General features: G+C 65.5%; 17 protein-coding genes. 2 read left to right on the forward strand and 15 right to left on the reverse strand.

Going from position 1 to position 15,174, the window contains the following annotated elements; translation table 11 throughout:
* Positions 1-338: 338 nt before the first annotated feature.
* The 5 genes from V4558_03560 to V4558_03580 are packed head-to-tail and all read right to left on the reverse strand — an operon-like array spanning position 339 to position 4,909.
* Positions 339-1,154, reverse strand: a complete 816-nt coding sequence (locus V4558_03560; protein MES2304553.1) for an alpha/beta hydrolase-fold protein — start codon at positions 1,152-1,154, stop codon at positions 339-341.
* Positions 1,155-1,175: 21 nt separating this feature from the next.
* Positions 1,176-1,751, reverse strand: coding sequence for a hypothetical protein (locus V4558_03565; GenBank protein ID MES2304554.1), 576 nt, complete (start codon positions 1,749-1,751; stop codon positions 1,176-1,178).
* A gap of 3 nt (positions 1,752-1,754) precedes the next feature.
* Positions 1,755-2,597, reverse strand: a complete 843-nt coding sequence (locus tag V4558_03570) for a PhzF family phenazine biosynthesis isomerase (GenBank protein MES2304555.1) — start codon at positions 2,595-2,597, stop codon at positions 1,755-1,757.
* 4 nt (positions 2,598-2,601) lie between these two features.
* Positions 2,602-4,059 carry an MATE family efflux transporter gene (locus V4558_03575; GenBank protein MES2304556.1) on the reverse strand — a complete coding sequence of 486 codons (1,458 nt, stop codon included), beginning with the start codon at positions 4,057-4,059 and terminating at the stop codon, positions 2,602-2,604.
* A gap of 43 nt (positions 4,060-4,102) precedes the next feature.
* Positions 4,103-4,909 carry an AraC family transcriptional regulator gene (locus V4558_03580; GenBank protein MES2304557.1) on the reverse strand — a complete coding sequence of 269 codons (807 nt, stop codon included), beginning with the start codon at positions 4,907-4,909 and terminating at the stop codon, positions 4,103-4,105.
* 109 nt (positions 4,910-5,018) lie between these two features.
* Here V4558_03580 and V4558_03585 point away from each other — a divergent pair, with 109 nt between their 5' ends.
* Positions 5,019-5,483, forward strand: a complete 465-nt coding sequence (locus V4558_03585) for a DUF6265 family protein (protein MES2304558.1) — start codon at positions 5,019-5,021, stop codon at positions 5,481-5,483.
* On the opposite strand, the gene bla is transcribed toward V4558_03585, so the two are convergent.
* The 10 genes from bla to V4558_03635 form a co-directional block, all read right to left on the reverse strand.
* The gene (bla, locus tag V4558_03590) at positions 5,480-6,766 is read right to left on the reverse strand and encodes a subclass B3 metallo-beta-lactamase (protein ID MES2304559.1); all 1,287 of its coding nucleotides are present in this window, start codon (positions 6,764-6,766) and stop codon (positions 5,480-5,482) included. The genes V4558_03585 and bla overlap by 4 nt on opposite strands.
* Positions 6,767-7,094: 328 nt before the next feature.
* The gene (locus tag V4558_03595; GenBank protein ID MES2304560.1) at positions 7,095-8,309 is read right to left on the reverse strand and encodes a hypothetical protein; all 1,215 of its coding nucleotides are present in this window, start codon (positions 8,307-8,309) and stop codon (positions 7,095-7,097) included.
* A gap of 12 nt (positions 8,310-8,321) precedes the next feature.
* A complete protein-coding gene (locus V4558_03600) occupies positions 8,322-9,146 on the reverse strand; it encodes an SH3 domain-containing protein (protein ID MES2304561.1) in 825 nt (274 codons plus the stop codon).
* Between the two features lie 11 nt (positions 9,147-9,157).
* A complete protein-coding gene (locus V4558_03605; GenBank protein ID MES2304562.1) occupies positions 9,158-9,640 on the reverse strand; it encodes a RidA family protein in 483 nt (160 codons plus the stop codon).
* On the reverse strand, positions 9,637-10,617 hold the full coding sequence (locus tag V4558_03610) for a pyridoxal-phosphate dependent enzyme (protein ID MES2304563.1): 981 nt from the start codon (positions 10,615-10,617) through the stop codon (positions 9,637-9,639). The genes V4558_03605 and V4558_03610 overlap by 4 nt, the downstream gene beginning before the upstream one ends.
* Positions 10,614-10,934 (reverse strand): hypothetical protein, encoded by a 321-nt coding sequence (locus tag V4558_03615; GenBank protein ID MES2304564.1) that lies wholly within the window; start codon positions 10,932-10,934, stop codon positions 10,614-10,616. The genes V4558_03610 and V4558_03615 overlap by 4 nt, the downstream gene beginning before the upstream one ends.
* Before the next feature lie 36 nt (positions 10,935-10,970).
* On the reverse strand, positions 10,971-11,471 hold the full coding sequence (locus tag V4558_03620) for a DinB family protein (protein MES2304565.1): 501 nt from the start codon (positions 11,469-11,471) through the stop codon (positions 10,971-10,973).
* A gap of 26 nt (positions 11,472-11,497) precedes the next feature.
* Positions 11,498-11,995, reverse strand: coding sequence for a DUF4440 domain-containing protein (locus tag V4558_03625; protein ID MES2304566.1), 498 nt, complete (start codon positions 11,993-11,995; stop codon positions 11,498-11,500).
* A gap of 46 nt (positions 11,996-12,041) precedes the next feature.
* Entirely contained in the window at positions 12,042-13,271 is a 1,230-nt protein-coding gene (locus V4558_03630) for a sigma-70 family RNA polymerase sigma factor (GenBank protein ID MES2304567.1), read from the reverse strand.
* Positions 13,271-13,669 (reverse strand): YciI family protein, encoded by a 399-nt coding sequence (locus tag V4558_03635; protein ID MES2304568.1) that lies wholly within the window; start codon positions 13,667-13,669, stop codon positions 13,271-13,273. Before V4558_03635 ends, V4558_03630 begins: the two co-directional genes overlap by 1 nt.
* A 192-nt stretch (positions 13,670-13,861) precedes the next feature.
* On the opposite strand from V4558_03635, the gene V4558_03640 reads away from it, so the two are divergent.
* The gene (locus V4558_03640) at positions 13,862-15,166 is read left to right on the forward strand and encodes a hypothetical protein (GenBank protein ID MES2304569.1); all 1,305 of its coding nucleotides are present in this window, start codon (positions 13,862-13,864) and stop codon (positions 15,164-15,166) included.
* The last annotated feature ends 8 nt before the right edge of the window (positions 15,167-15,174 follow it).

Raw genomic sequence — 15,174 nt, forward strand, 5'->3', positions numbered from 1 at the left:
GGTCGCGACCGAATCGCGGACGCGCGGATCCTGATCCGACGACCGCGGCTCCTGCACCGAGCACCCACCACGAATATTCGCGGATTCGCCACCGTTGCTCGTGGGCATCCTCTCAGTGGGGCTCGGTGCGGGGGCCGCGGGAGGAGTATCAGTAGGGAGCGCGTCCATAGCCGGCGCTCTGTGCGCCGGCGAGCGATTCGCAGGCGCGTTCGCCGAGCGGGCGGGCGCGCCCGCCGCCGGGCGCGACCGAATCGCGGACGCGCGGATCCTGATCCGACGACCGCGGCTCCTGCGCTGAGCACCGGCCAGGAATATTCGCGGATTCGCCAGTGTGGTGGCTACCGCAGCGCCCTCGCCAGCGCTGCTGGCCCCTGGCCCAGATAGATGGTGCCATGCTCGAGATCGGGGCGCGGTACGTACCACCAGATGAGTCCGGTGGGTGGCTTCGCCTTGAGCAGCGCCGCGATTGTTGCGGTGCCGGTCGAGATCCCCTGTTCGTTGGCAGCCGTGAGATAGAGGCGCCGCCCCTGCATTCCGCCCACGGCGAGACGCGCTTCGGCGGTTCCGACCAGTTCATCGCGGTTCCACCAGACGCTTGGCGAGATCGCGATATAGCGGCGGAAGAGTGACGGCTCGTACAGGAAGGTCTCGACAATGAACAGTCCGGCGAGCGACTCGCCCACAATCGCGGTCTCGTCGGTGGTGCGATACCGATGCTTCACTTCAGGAATCAGCTCATCACGAATGAAGCTCCGGAAGGCGGCGGAGCCACCCACGCGCGGGGCAATCGCACTGTCGCTGGTCACCGTGGTCGGTCCGGTCATGTCACGACGACGCTGCGTGTTCTCGATTCCGACCACGAGCGTCGGCGGAATTTTCCGATGCCGAATCAGCGAGTCGACCGAGATCACCACGTGAGGGAAATCTTCGGCGACTCCGCCGTCGGGCATGTAGAGGACCGCGTATCGGGTCTGCTTCCCTGCGTCATAGCCAGGCGGGGTATAGACATTGATCGTGCGCGTTTCCCCCACCGCATGCGAGAGGATTGTAAAGGTACTGTGCGCGGGCATCGCGGGCGCTTGAGCGGCCAGCGTCGAAGTCAGGGCGACAGCGAGGCACCCGGCCGCCCGGAATGCCGAGCGTGCGGATTGCATAGTCACGAGTGGATGCTCCGGTTACGGATTCTGTACCACCAGATCGAACGACGCCGGCGGGCGGATCTGCTGGAAGAAGTGCCGCTCGGCGGGCATCCAGCGTCGCTGCCATTCGGAAAGTGTAGCGGCCTCTTCGCGGGCGGCGAGTCGCTCGCGAATCACGACGTCTGGGGCCTGTACCAGGATAGTGAGCCCAGCGAGGTCAGCCAGTTCGGGGCGCGAAGCGTATACCCCTTCCATCAGGATGATCGGCCGCGGCTCGACGCGGATCTGATCCCACTCGGCCGCGTTGCCATCGAGCAGCGGCAGCAGCGCCTCGCTCCGCAGCCGGCGCCAGTCGAGACAGTCGCGAGCTCGCTCGATGGCTGTCCGCGCATCCCATTCGACTGCCGTGACCGTGGCACTGAAGAAGTCGTCGGAATGAACGAGCGCGGCACCGAACGATTCGGCGACTCGGGCACTGATCAGTGACTTGCCCGTCCCGCTGCGTCCGTCGATCGCGACCAGCAGCGGCGTGTGGAACGCCTCAAGCCAACGGTCGATCGCCTCGACGATTTCGGCAACTGCAATCTCAAGCGTCGGGGAAGGCATCGTCACGGCTCAGAGGTGCACAGCCGTGCCGGTCACGATGATGCCACCGTGCTCCGGAATCTCGACCGCGAGCAGGCTCGGTCGACCCATCGCCTCTCCCTGCCGGATGCTGATTCTCGCCGGAGCGCGCACGAGCCCGGCATCCCGGAGATATCCGCCGAGCGCCGCGGCGGCGGCGCCGGTAGCCGGATCCTCCACGACCCCACCGACGGGAAAGGGGTTGCGGGCGTGGAAGCAGTCGGCACTCTCGCGCCACACCACTTGAAGAGTCGTGAGGTTCTCGCGTTCCATGATCGCCTTGAGTCCGTCGAAGTCGTACTCGAGATCGTCGAGGCGGGCCTTTGTGTCGGCAGCGATGATCAGGTGGTAGGCGCCGGCGTACGCCCGCGCCGGCGGGAGATCGGTGTCGAGTTCGTCGCTGGTCCAGCCGAGCGTCGCGAGCACCTCGTCCACCAGTTCATCCGGCGCCGGCAGGTGACTCGGCTCGACCGAGGTCAAGGACGCTTCGCGTTGGTGGCCGAGACTCTGCACAACGACTGGCACATCACCGGCCATCGTGCTCAGCAGGTAGCGACCATCGCCGGACAGCTCGCCCAGAACAACCCCGGTCGCAATTGTTGCGTGGCCACAGAAGGTCACCTCGGCAAGCGCGGAATAATACCGGATGATGCGCTCGCTCCCGGTGGTTGGTGCGACGAACGCCGTCTCGGAATAGCCGACCTCGCGGGCGATGCGTAGCATTTCCTCCGGCTCGGGGAGCAGGTCGCCGACCCAGACGCCGGCCGGGTTGCCGCCAGACGGCGTCGTCGTGAAGGCCGCGAGACGGAAGAGCTGTCCGGACGGTGCCGTCACCGGATCAGACCTTCACCGCGATCGTGCGCCACTTCCCCTGGTTGAAGCGCCACATCCCGAGCATCGAGCGAGTGAAGTGCCCGGTGAGGATCGCGATCCAGATGTGCATCGGCTGCAGCGTGGTGAAGTGGCGCACCGTGAAGCAGATGCCGAGGGGGATGATGATCTGCGACACAACGGAGATATAGAACGGGCTTCGGGTGTCGCCCGTCCCTTGCAAGCCGCCCGTGTAGGCGAGCGCCGTTGAAATGAAGATGCCGCTGACCGAGAGCACCCGCAGCAGATGTACACCGATCTCGACCGCCTCGGGATCATTCATTCCGAAGATGCCGAGCAGCTGTCGTGGAATCAGCAGGAAGGCCAGCCCGATGGTGCCGGCGCCCATGGCACCGAAGCGGGCGGCAACCTTGACGCCGGCGGCAGCACGATCGGGCTGGTGGGCACCGAGATTCTGGCCCGCCACGGCCGCGGCCGCACCCATCAGTCCGACAGACGTCCAGGTGATAAAGGAGAAGAGCTGCGAATACGACACGGCATACGCAGCCTGGGCTGCAGCACTCGCAGCCAACGAGCCGATGAAGCCGAGCATCAGAACACCGCCGATGTTCATCGCAATGCCCTGAAATCCTGCCGGCAGCCCGAAGCGGAAGAGCTCGCGAATGATGGCCCAGTCAGGGCGATACCCCATCCCCTTCGGAAACGACACCACCCAGCCGCCGTGGTAGAGCTTCCAGATGCCGTACGCACCCACGAGGCCCGAGGCGATTGCGGTTCCCATCGCCGAACCCTTCACGCCGTACGCGGGGATGGGACCCCAGCCTTGAATCAGGATGATGTTGAGAATGATGTTCCCGATTGTCATTGAGATGCCAAGGATCATTGGGGTCCGCGCGTCGCCGGCGCTACGCAGCGCGCCACCGAGCATGTAGAAGAGCAGCATCCCCATACTGTAGACGAACATGATCCGGAGGTACGGCAGCGCAAGCGCCTGCACGCCCGGTGCAGCATTCACGAAGTTGAGCAACACGGGTGACAGGAAGTACCCCAGCGGCGCCAGTACGCCCAGGGAGAGCAGGATCGCCGTGAGGAAGGCCTGATAGACGGTGCGATCGGCATTGAGATGATCGTTGGCGCCAGCAAAGCGCGCGACCAGCACGCTCATTCCGGTGAAGAGCGACATGATGAACGAGACGACCATGATGAAGATCTGGTTCGAGACACCGATGGCCGCATTGCCCTGGTACCCGACATAGTGGCCGACCAGGATATGGTCGATCATCCCCTGCATCCCGCCGATGATGTTGGTGATCATCGCTGGCCACGCCAGCTTCCAGATCGCCGCGGGGAGTGGCCCTTCGATGATCGACCGATCGAACTTCCGGTCGGGTCGCGCCGTGGGTACGGCCGCGGCCGACGGAACGGCGAGCGCTGGGGCGACGGCGGAAGCAGCGGGTTCAGTCACGGGTTCAATCTACTCGTCCCCTCGCAGGGGAGGCTTGGGGAGATCATTGGTTGAGCCAGAATCCGGTAAGCTCCGGCAGGGCCGCCAGTAATTCGGCCGGGGGCATCCCCGCAAAATCGTGGAAATCGCGGACCAGGTGCGACTGATCAGCATAGCCGCACTGCGCTGCCACCCGGGCGAAGCTCCCCGGGTCGTCGCGACGAGCGGCGAAGACGCGCTGGAATCGCGCGATCCGTGTCAGCAGCTTGGGACTGACCCCCACCTCACGCGCGAAGAGGCGCTGCAACGAACGGAGCGTCAGGCCCTGCGCAAGCGCCAGTTCGTCGCAGCGGAGATTGCCGTGCGCCAGGAATATCGCGCGGACAGCGGCAACGACCCGGGCATCCGGCATCGGGGCATCTGTCGCGAGGGTCGTGATCGCCGCATCCAGTATCGCCACACGTTCGCTCGCGGAATCGGCGGCGGCCAGCTGCTCGGCGACCGGGAGCAGTACGCCATCGCGCAGGGAATTGATTCCCACCCACTGGTCGGTCAGCTCCGCCATGCAGTCGTGCAGTATGGCCGCACCATAGGGCTCGAAGCGCACCGCGATGAGGTCGCTCCGTCCGGTAGCACGCACCAGCATCGGTCGGGTGATCTGCCCCACCAGGAACGCCGCCGGCTGGCGGACAGTTCGTCCATCCGGCTCAAGGTGGTCGAACGAATCGCCGAGATTGAAGATCAACTCGGGCGAGCCATCAGGGAGGGCCGGATCGGCACTCTCGCCGACACTCTCGCCCCGCAGCTGCCAGTAGCAGCGAACGAACGACCGCGGTACCGGACTGGGCAGGAACTCCTGATACTCCATCATCAGGATGCCTTCCGCGGCTGTCGCAATTGTCCAAGCCGCTGCGCCGAAGCGCCACTATGCTTGCTCCGGTTCACTTCGTCACCCCAGACACGGCGAAAACATGAAATCGATGCTCGTAACATCCCTGCTCCTCGGCACCCTGGTCCACTCCGCTCGTGCCCAGGGGAGCGCGGATGTCGCCCGCCTCGGCTGGATCGCGGGCTGCTGGGAACAGCGCTCTGGCACGCGCGTCTCCCACGAACAGTGGATGGCACCGCTCGGCGGCATGATGATGGGGATGAATCGCACGGTCGCCGGCAATGTGGTCCGCTCCTGGGAACAGCTGCGAATCGAGGTACTCAACGGCAAGGCCGCGTATGTGTCGCAGCCCTCGGGGCAGACGCTTGCGTCCTTTCCCGCAACGTACGTGAGCGACACGATGGCGGTGTTCGAGAACCCGCAGCACGACTTCCCCACGAAGATCATCTACCGGAAGGCGGGCGCAGACTCGTTGCGCGCCCGCATCGAGGGCCCGCAAGGCGGCACCACGCGCGGCATCGATTTCCCGATGAAGCGAGTGCGCTGCGGCACCTAGTTGCCGCGCTCGGTTGCGATGCGTTTGGCGACGGCAGCGCGGGCCGTGACTACATACCGTCGACAGGCCTCGGCGTCCACCAGCCGGTTGCCAGCAACACGCTCCCAGAGCATCGACGCCGAGGGATGCGGCGTGATCAGGACGTCGCACCGCAACCGTTCGAGCACCCGGAACCCACGCTCGAAATCCGCCAGTGCCTCGGGATAGCTCGTGTTGTTGGTGAAGTGAAAGTCGTCGGCCGAGACCGGTGTTTCACTGTCGGCATAGACAAGGTCACGGCAGATCGCTCCCTCACACGAGCGCCACGACCAGCTGGTGCCTCCAGGCGTGTGCCCGGGAGTGGCGTGCGCGATGATCTCGAGGGTCCCGACGCGCAGCGTATCGCCGTCGGCAAAGGTGCGAACCTCAGTCACCGGCGGATACGGCAACGCTGTTCCGAACTGGGGATCGTCCGGATTCGGCAGCCCCCGACGGAGCACAGCTGCGGAGGCCGCGCTCGCGGCTACTGAAGCCCCCGACACGCGCTGAATTGCGGCGATGCCACCCGCGTGATCGGAGTGCGCGTGGGAATTCAGGATGAGCTTGATATCGCTCACGTTGAAACCCAGCTGTTTGACGTTTGCCAGAATCTGCGACGCCGATTCCGGCAGCCCGCCATCGATCAGGATATGTCCCGCCGGCCCCGTGATCAGGATCGCACTCAGCCCGCGAGTGCCGACGTACCAACTGTTGCCGGTGAGCTTGAACGGCGCGGTCGGAATATTCCAGGTGGCGCAATTGGCACAGAGCGCGGGTGGATATGGCGTCGGTGGAGTCAGCAGCGTGGCCACCAGCGGCAGTGACACCACGCGATAGGCGGGACGGTACGCCGCCTCGAATCGAGGGGAGTGATCCACCGCCGGGAAATGCGCCGCCTCCCACCGCCGTCCCTGCGCAGTGACGCTGTCGGCATCCCACCTGACCTGGCCGTCGTGCGCCAGCGCGACCACCGCACGAATCGCGCAGCGGAGCGCGGTAGTATCCGCCGTCGCCGTCCGCGCGGTCGCGACGAATGCCGTCACGACCTCGGAGGGAGCTCTGCCGGTGGCGCGCCACGGTCGCAGGTGAATCCGGGCGAACGCCCCATTCGCGCCAAGTGTATCGACCAGCGGCTCCGCGGGGCCGTCGCCGAGCGAGGCCCATTCGCGCGTCATCCAGCGGGCTGGCTCGAGCGGGTCACGCACCGCGTGTTCACTCCCCAGCGTGGCCTGCTGCAGGAGCTTGAACGCATCGACCGGTTCCATTGCCGGATACCGCGCCAGGTGGGCCAGCGTCAGGGCGGCCCATCGGCTGTCGGGGCCGCAATCGACGGAGCGACTGCAGGCGGTGATGAGCAGCGTGAGGCACCATGGTGCGCATCGGCGAAGCGCGCGGCGAGTACGATCGAGGGCGCCCAGAGTGTACTCACGGCTGAAGTAGAGAGAGGAGCGGTTCGCAACACGGAGATGCGCGGGCGTACCTGACGACCCGACACCCATGATACCTGAAGGCGCCCGACGAGCGAAAAGGCTTCTTACGGCTCGCTGACCAGGAGGAACGGATGCAACCCCCAGCGGGCGCCACGCCTGGCCCTCACGGCCTGGGAAGAACGCCAGCCCGTCGGTTGTCGATGAAGCGATGGAATCGAATGTGGCGGAAGCCCTGGCTATCGACCACAGTACCGAGCAGGCCATCTGCGTCAATCTGATTGATTTCGAATCCGGGCGGGAGCGCAACATCCCCTTCCCAATGGCCCGCGGAGTCAAAGACACTCGCCTGAACCCGCTCTCCGATGTCATTCTCGCCAAATGTCGCCCAGAGTCTGCCGTCACCGGCCAGCCATACACCCGAGACCGGCGGTCGCACGCGCGATGTCGACGTCTCGAGCAGGCGGGCACGAAATCGGTCTCGCGTCGCGGCCGGCCGCAGGCTCAGGAAGGCGGCAGCGGCCTTGTCGAATTCCGCTGATGAAATCGTTCGGGGTAACGTCGAACGCCGCACGATCTGCTGCAGGATCCCATTCGCAGAGTAGATCCGAACCTCGAAGCGATCGCCCGCAGCGAACGCGATCCGACCGGCACGCTGATGGTAGCCTGGGACTGGCGTGAACAACGGGTTCCCGAATGTCCAGGTTGGTTCGATCGGATGCCGCATGCGAAGCACCCCCGGGTAGCTGAAGAGGGAGTCCCACTTGCCGCCGCCGACGGGCGCTCGAAATAACGTCACCTGGGAACGAATGGCCGGCTGCGTATCATCTCGGTGGTCGGACCTTGAAGACTCGATGAGAAGCGAGCCATCGTCGAACACACCGGTGATCCAGCCGCCCGGTCGCCCGGGAGCTTGGGCGAAATGGGAGAAGGAGAGGAAGGCTCCGTCCGGGTGCCAGCGCTGCACCCGTTCCGTGCCGGGTTCATAGGTCACGAGGGTATCGCCCGGTCCCTGGAAGACAAAGCCCAATCCCTCGAATTCCCCCGGGCCGGACCCGCGACGGCCGACGGTGCGAATCCAGCGTCCCGCTCCATCGAACAGCCGCATCTCCGTCGTCGCCCAGCCCGCCGCTACAAGAGCACCATTCGCCAGCCTGATCACCGAGAGCGGTGACGTGGCGAACTCACTACTGGAGCCGGCGGCAGGGCCGACATCGAGAGTCGGCGCGGAATCGATTGAAAATGCAATTCCAGCGGGCGACCGGCTCTCGGCAATGCTGATTCCTGCACTATCGTGGACCACGCTGGTGGCACCTCGGGATCCACCACACCCGGCCACGCAGATCGCCGCGACGAGGCGCGTGCCGACATGGTATCTCATCGACCCCACGGCTTACGGCTCCGTTACCGTGAACACCGGATGCAACTCCCAGCGCGCCCCGGGGCTCGAGTTGCATCGGCCATGGTCGTTGGAGTTGCGGTGCCAGCCATCGTAGAACGCGGCACCGACGAACCTCACCCTCACGGCAGGAGTGACATCGCCGTTCGACGCCAGATTCGAGGCATCGAGCAAGACCTCGAGCGCTGCCCGCGCGTCGGCGTATTCGCCACCGTGCTCGGGATCGGGAATCTCGGCGATGATGCAATTCCCGACCGCCGCACTCTTCGTCGCGGTAAACTCGATGTGCCAGTCGCCGTCCTCCTCGTGTTTCTTGACGCGGCGAACCCAGCCCGTCACCTCGTAGGCGCGCAGTTCCCTGCCACCACGATCCGCGCACAACGACCCGAGATCGCGACCGATCTCCGCACCAGGCCAGCCGAGCATCGTCGTCACAGTGGTGTGAGTCGGAGGCTCGGTGACATCGGAATGATCGACCTTCGCGGCCCAGCGGTAGTACTTCTCGCCGCCGCAGAGCGGATGTCCGGTGGATCCGTCGGCGGGGTGAAAATCGAGCGCTGGTTCATCGGGGTCACTCAGGACGAGATAGTGACCGTGCACCCAACCTTCATCGCCCGAGGGAAGCGCCACGTGAAAGAAGCCGGCGGCAGCGACCTCGGTCGAGAGGAGCGACACGTGGGCGTTCTTCGCGAGCACTTTGAGGATGCTGTCGTCGAGCGTCGGGCCGGCACGGAGGCGCACGCGCTCGGTGGTGCGAGCCTCCTGTGGCAGAAGCCGTGCTGTGCCGGCGCAGAGTGCCAGCACGAGCAGCGATGACACCCTTCGCGCGATCACCGGAACTCGACCTCGCCTTCGATTTCGACCGGAATCCGGAACGGCAGCTCGGCCATCCCGACTGCACTGCGCGCGTGGGCGCCAATCACCGGCCCGAAGAGTTCAAGAATGAGATCGGAGCAACCGTTGATCACGAGCGGCTGTGACGTAAACCCGGGGGCCGAGTTGACCATACCGAGGAGTCGCGTCCAGGCGGTGATGCGGTCGAGATCACCAAGCGCACGCTGCAGCGAGCCCAGCAGGGAGAGTGCGACGAGGCGCGCCGCGTGCTGTCCCTGTTCGAGGGTGAGATCGTGGCCGACTTTCCCCAGTGGTTCCGCGATCGAGCCATCGGGATTCTGGGGACCGTGACCGGAGATGATCGCGCGCTGGCCGACAATTCGCACCATCTCGAATGGCAGGACCACCCCGGGAGGTGGCGTGAGCGGCGCCGGGAGCACCAGCCCCAGGGCGAGCAGGCGTTCCTCGATACGGCTCACGAGTTACTCCCGGCGCTGATGAGGGTGGCGAACTTTTCCAGGTCGATATTGCCGCCTGAGACAATCACGGCGATCGGCCCGTTGCCCGCCTTCCCGGTGAGCGCGGCGGCAAGGGCGAGTGCGCCCGCTCCCTCGGAGACCACGCGTGCGCGCGATGCCAGGAGGCGCATCGCTGCGCGCGTCTCTTCGAGCGTGACCACCACATACTGATTGACCAGCGGCGCGATCCGCTGCCACATCCGCGGCAGCATTGACTTCCCTCCCGCGCCATCCACGAATGATGCGCGCCAGCCGGGAAATGGCTGGGGTATCCCGGTGGCTGCGGTGAGCGCGGCGGGAGATCCGGTCTCCGGCTCCGAACCGACCAGGGCGATCTCCGGTCGCAGCGTCTTGAGGACGCTGCCGATCCCGGCGATGAGTCCGCCACCACCGATCGGTGCGATCACGGTCGCGATATCGGGCGCATCCTCGAGAATTTCGAGGGCGATCGTCCCGTGCCCGGCGATGAAGTCGTGATGATCGAAGGGATGGATGAAGGTGCCCGCGATCCCCTCGAACTGGTGCTCTTCCATCGCCTGCCACGCGACATCAAACGGCACCGGTACGACCCGGGCGCCCAGCTCCCGCATCCGGTCGAGCTTCGCCACCGGTGCCGACTCGACTGCGACCACGGTGCAGGGAATTCCGGCGGCACGCGCCGCCCAGGCGACTCCCTGCCCCGCGTTCCCGGCACTCACCGTCCAGACACCGCGATCTCGCTCCGCCGGAGAGAGGAGGGCCACCGCATTTGCGGCGCCGCGCAGCTTGTAGGAGTTGATCGGTTGCAACGTCTCGAGCTTCACGAGGATCTCGGGGAAGCCGGGGCCGAGATCGAGTGGCACCAGCGGCGTCCGGAAAACGGTGCCGGCGATCCGGTCGCGGGCGGCAAGGATCTCATCCAGCGAAATCGGTCGCACGGCGGGGAGCGCGTGGCTCACAGTTGCGGTCCAGCGGTAGAGAGGCCTCGCCCGACCAGGTAGCCGATTCCCGCGCCGAGGAGTGCGAATCCCACCGCAGCAATCGAGGCATACGAACCGGTCGCCATCACATTCATCACCAGCACGGGCACGCCCACCCCGAGTCCGATGAGCCAGGCCCACCGCGGCTGCATTGCCGCGAGCACCAGCGACGAGAGGAGCACCGCGCCGACAGTGACGCCGGTGTCGTCCCAGGTCGGCTGCGAATCGAAATGGCCGATCACGCTGCCAGCCGCAATGGCACAGGCAACACCCAACCACACCGGGAGTTTGCGCATCAGTGAGCCCGCTTGGCGGCGGCCAGGGTGAGCGATCTAACTCGCAAACGGATTCTCATCGGCGCTCGGCCCATAGATCCCCGGGACCGGCACATCGAGCAGCCGGAGGTAGACAATCAATTCGCCACGATGATGATACCAGTGATTCAGCATGATCGACCGGATCATCTGATAGCGCGGCATCGTGAGCAGCGTCTGGCCGTTCATCGTCATTCGCCACTCGGCATCGAGCCCGGCATCACCCCACTCATTCAGGAAATTGATGGCCGTGGCCGCACTCTGCTCCAGTACCGCAAACAACTCTTCGCGCGAGGTGGCCTCGTGCAGCGGGACCACCGGCACCTCCGCCACCAGCTGACTCGCCAGCGTAGCCACGCCACCCGGAACATTGGCAACGTGCATTGCGAGCTGTCCCAGCGACATCGACTTCGGGTGTGGCTTCCAGCTGAGTTTCTCTTCGGGCACCCGCTCGAGCACCCGCTTCGTGGAGCCGACTTCCTGGGTGAATTCGGCAATCAGTCGTTCGTGCAATTGCATCAGCCCTGTTCTCACTCTGTAAAAGGTTACTTGCTGGTGGCCAGTGGATGGTCGACGCCCCAGGCATCGCGAGAGACGCGCCACTTTCCGTCGGCATCGTGGTGGTAGAGGATGAGGCCCCAGCCGGTGTCTTCCATCGGCGTGCCACCGGCAATCGGGGTATCCACCGACTTGTAGTTGTAGCGCTCGATGGCCCAGTCGCCAGCGACCTTGAACTCCTGCGACGGCTTGTCCCAGTGCGTCTTGTACGCCTTGAGATAGCCACCGACCCAGGCCATCGCGGCCGCCTTGCCGACCACTGGCGGCAGGTTTCCGGTCATGAACACCACATCCTCGGCCAGCATCGCGCCGAGCGAGTCGATGTTGTTCGAGTTGATCGCGTTGATGTAGGCGTCGTGCGTCTGCTGCTTGATGGCGATCGTATCGACGGCAGCCGCGCCAGTGCCGGCAGCCGGCCCGGGGGCCGGTGCGGCGCAGGCGGCCAGGGAAGCAACGAGGAAAAGCGAACCAGGGATAAGGCGCATTGAGGCATCCTCAAATCAGGGTCTTTCGGACTTGTCTTGGGAGAAGTCAGCCGCGCCCGTTCAGGCTCGCAGCCTTGGTTTGAAGGTACTCCCTCTCCGGTAGACTCGTGGTGCGCTCGGCCGCCCTGCGGTAGCAGTCTACCGCTCCGGCCACGTCCCCGGCGCGCTCGAGCAGATGGCCCCGGACGGCGTCGAGGCGATAGTGCCCCGCCACGCGTGGGTCGCCTGCGACCTCATCGAGTTCTTGCAGCCCTGCCGCGACACCCTCCACCATCGCGAGCGCGATCGCGCGATTCAGCGCGACCATCGGATTGTCGGCCAGTCGCATCAGCACGGTGTAGAGCGCGAGGATCTGGGGCCAGTCGGTGACCTCGACCCGCTCCGCCTCGTCGTGGAGCAGGGCAATCGCGGCCTGCAGCTGATATGGCCCGACCTGCCCCCGCGCAAACGCCGTCGTGACCAGCGCACTGCCCTCGGCAATCTGCGCCCGATTCCAGAGCGCCCGATCCTGTACGTCGAGCGGAATCAGTTCGCCGAGTGGTCCGGTGCGCGCTGCACGCCGCGCATCGGTGAGCAGCATCAACGCCAGCATTCCGGCAACCTCGGCATCATCGGGCAGCAGCTGGTGCAGCGCCCGCGTCAGCCGGATCGCTTCATTGGAAAGGTCCGTTCGCTGCAGCTCCGCCCCGATGCTGCTGCTGTATCCCTCGCTGAAGAGCAGATAGAGCACGTGCAGCACGGCGCCGAGTCGGGCGGCGCGTTCGCCATCCGTCGGCAACGAAAAGCCCGCGCCCGAGAGCCGGATGCTCTGCTTGGCGCGGGAAATCCGTTGGGCCATCGTCGCTTCGGGCACGAGGAACGCCTTGGCAATTTCGGCGGTCGTCAGCCCGCCCACGGCCCGCAGGGTAAGCGCGATAGCCGACGACGATGAGAGCGCCGGATGACAGCTCATGAAGAGCAGAATCAGGGTGTCGTCCTGCTCGACGCCAAGACTCTCGTCTGGCGGCGGCGCAAACGGCTCGAGCGCGGCCTGCTCGCGCGCGACAATCCCCTCCCGCCGTCGACGTGACGACTCGCTCCGCAGCTGATCCGCGAGTCGTCGCATCGCGACGTGGTAGAGCCAGCCGCGGGGATTGTCGGGGACTCCGGCCACCGGCCACTGCGACGCAGCTGCAATGAGTGCCTCCTGCACGGCATCCTCCGCCGCCGCGAAGTCGCCGTGACGGCGGGCCACCACACCAAGCACCTGCGGTGCAAGCTCCCGCAGGAGTTCCATCAGGCGTCCGTGGGCGGACCGCTCATGACCTGGCGCACTTCGACGGCCATGTTCAACGGAGCGCCGCCTGGGCCAGGGGCCGCCGAGATCTGCGCCGCCAGTTGCCACGCCCGCTCGGGGGTGTCGACCTCAACGATCCAGAAACCAGCGAGGTATTCCTTCGATTCCGGAAAGACCCCATCGGTAATCGGGGAACCATCGCTCGCCGCGCGAATCACCCTGGCCTCCGCGGGTGAGGCCAGCCCTTCCCCAGCGATCATTTCGCCGGCGGCCGTCAGTGTCTTGTTGAACGACATCATGAAGGCGATGTGGGCCTTGAAGTCTTCGGGCGACCAGTTGTTGATATGCCATCCCTCGGTGCCCCCCTTGGGGGCATTCATCATCAGCATGAACCGCATCTTCGGGTCTCCTGTGGGTTTCGGCGCCGGTGGTGGCGCTGGTATGGAGGAGTCGGAGCTGTCGCGGACTTCTCGACATCACCCCGGAAGCTACCGGGTCCCCACTGGCTCCCGCCTCTTGTTCCCGGGTTGCGGCCGTCTCATACTTGATCAGTCAGACTCTGCGCAGACTCCCCACCCCCGGCGGCTCCAATGAAGAATCGTGACGGCAAGACGGCCTGGCCGATGATCCTCGGACTCGTGGTCCTGGTCGCGGCGGGGAGCTACCTCCTCGGCCAGAAGCGGATCAATCCGCTCGACTGGTTCAGCCGCCCGGCTGCCGCCGAGGAACCCGCCGCGATCGCTGCGAAGTTCAAGGCCCGCTGCGCGGCCGACGGGGCGAAGAAGATCAGCTGCTACTCCGCCGGCTTCGACTCGCTCGCCGTGGCCGGCAAGGTCAAGCTCGCGATGCAGTCGCTGGAGCGCCTCAAGACGATCGACCCCGATGCCGCCCCCAACGGGCACGTCTTTGCCCACGGCATCGGCATCTCGGCCGAGAAGGGCGGCGGCGAGATCACCACGATCTTCGGGCAGTGTGACGAGAGCAACGAGTCCGGCTGCTACCACGGCGTGCTGCAGGCCTACTTCAGCGCCGCGAAGTCGGTGACTGCCGTCGAGGTCAACGCCGTCTGCGCGCCGTTCCGCATCAAGGAATCCGATCGTTGGCTGCTCTTCCAGTGCGTCCACGGTGCGGGGCACGGGCTCACGATGTATTACGGTCACGATGTCCCGCGCGCCCTCAAGGACTGCGACTACATGCCGGACGAGTGGGGGCGTCGCTCGTGCTACGCCGGCGTCTTCATGGAAAACATCGTCAATCAGCAGTCGAAGACGGCCGAATCGCACGGCCTGATGTCGCACGAAGGAATGCATATGGAAGGGATGGCGGGCGGCGCGAGCGAACCGTTCAAGGCGCTCGACAAGAACGACCTCCTCTACCCCTGCTCGGTGATGGCGGAGCGATACCTCTTCTCCTGCTACGAAATGCAGACGGCGGCGATCCTCTACCAGAATGGCGGCAACATCGGCAGTGCCGCGAAGACCTGTGACACCGCGCCCAAGGCGATGCGCTACGTCTGTTACCAGAGCCTCGGTCGCGATATCAGCGCGTTTGCCCTCAACGACAACGCCCGCGCGATCTCGATGTGCAATCTCGGCACCGACAGCTATCGCCCCTGGTGCTTCTTCGGGCTCGCCAAGAGCTACGTCAACAAGAATGCCAAGCCCGACGACGGGATCGCGCTCTGCAAGGCAGTGACTGAGGTCAATGCGAAGCTCAAGTGCTACGAGGCCGTGGGCGAGATGATCGGCACGCTGCGCGCCGAAACGGCGCAGCGGCAGGCAGCTTGTGATACTGGTGAGGCGGCCTACCGCGAGGCGTGTCTCTACGGTGCCCGCGTGGCATATCAGCCACCCGACGCACTCGCCAAGTTGAACAGCGCCGCAGCGGCCGACTGACGGCGCCC

It is taken from the genome of Gemmatimonadota bacterium, assembly GCA_040388535.1.
Classification (GTDB): Bacteria; Gemmatimonadota; Gemmatimonadetes; order Gemmatimonadales; family GWC2-71-9; genus Palsa-1233.

Excerpts from the sequence above, each read along its gene's own strand:
- V4558_03560 (MES2304553.1), bottom strand. The coding sequence starts at position 1,154 with ATGCAATCCGCACGCTCGGCATTCCGGGCGGCCGGGTGCCTCGCTGTC.
- V4558_03580 (MES2304557.1), bottom strand. The coding sequence starts at position 4,909 with ATGATGGAGTATCAGGAGTTCCTGCCCAGTCCGGTACCGCGGTCGTTC.
- V4558_03585 (MES2304558.1), top strand. The coding sequence starts at position 5,019 with ATGCTCGTAACATCCCTGCTCCTCGGCACCCTGGTCCACTCCGCTCGT.
- bla (MES2304559.1), bottom strand. The coding sequence starts at position 6,766 with ATGGAACCGGTCGATGCGTTCAAGCTCCTGCAGCAGGCCACGCTGGGG.
- V4558_03595 (MES2304560.1), bottom strand. The coding sequence starts at position 8,309 with ATGAGATACCATGTCGGCACGCGCCTCGTCGCGGCGATCTGCGTGGCC.
- V4558_03615 (MES2304564.1), bottom strand. The coding sequence starts at position 10,934 with ATGCGCAAACTCCCGGTGTGGTTGGGTGTTGCCTGTGCCATTGCGGCT.
- V4558_03620 (MES2304565.1), bottom strand. The coding sequence starts at position 11,471 with ATGCAATTGCACGAACGACTGATTGCCGAATTCACCCAGGAAGTCGGC.
- V4558_03625 (MES2304566.1), bottom strand. The coding sequence starts at position 11,995 with ATGCGCCTTATCCCTGGTTCGCTTTTCCTCGTTGCTTCCCTGGCCGCC.
- V4558_03630 (MES2304567.1), bottom strand. The coding sequence starts at position 13,271 with ATGGAACTCCTGCGGGAGCTTGCACCGCAGGTGCTTGGTGTGGTGGCC.
- V4558_03635 (MES2304568.1), bottom strand. The coding sequence starts at position 13,669 with ATGCGGTTCATGCTGATGATGAATGCCCCCAAGGGGGGCACCGAGGGA.
- V4558_03640 (MES2304569.1), top strand. The coding sequence starts at position 13,862 with ATGAAGAATCGTGACGGCAAGACGGCCTGGCCGATGATCCTCGGACTC.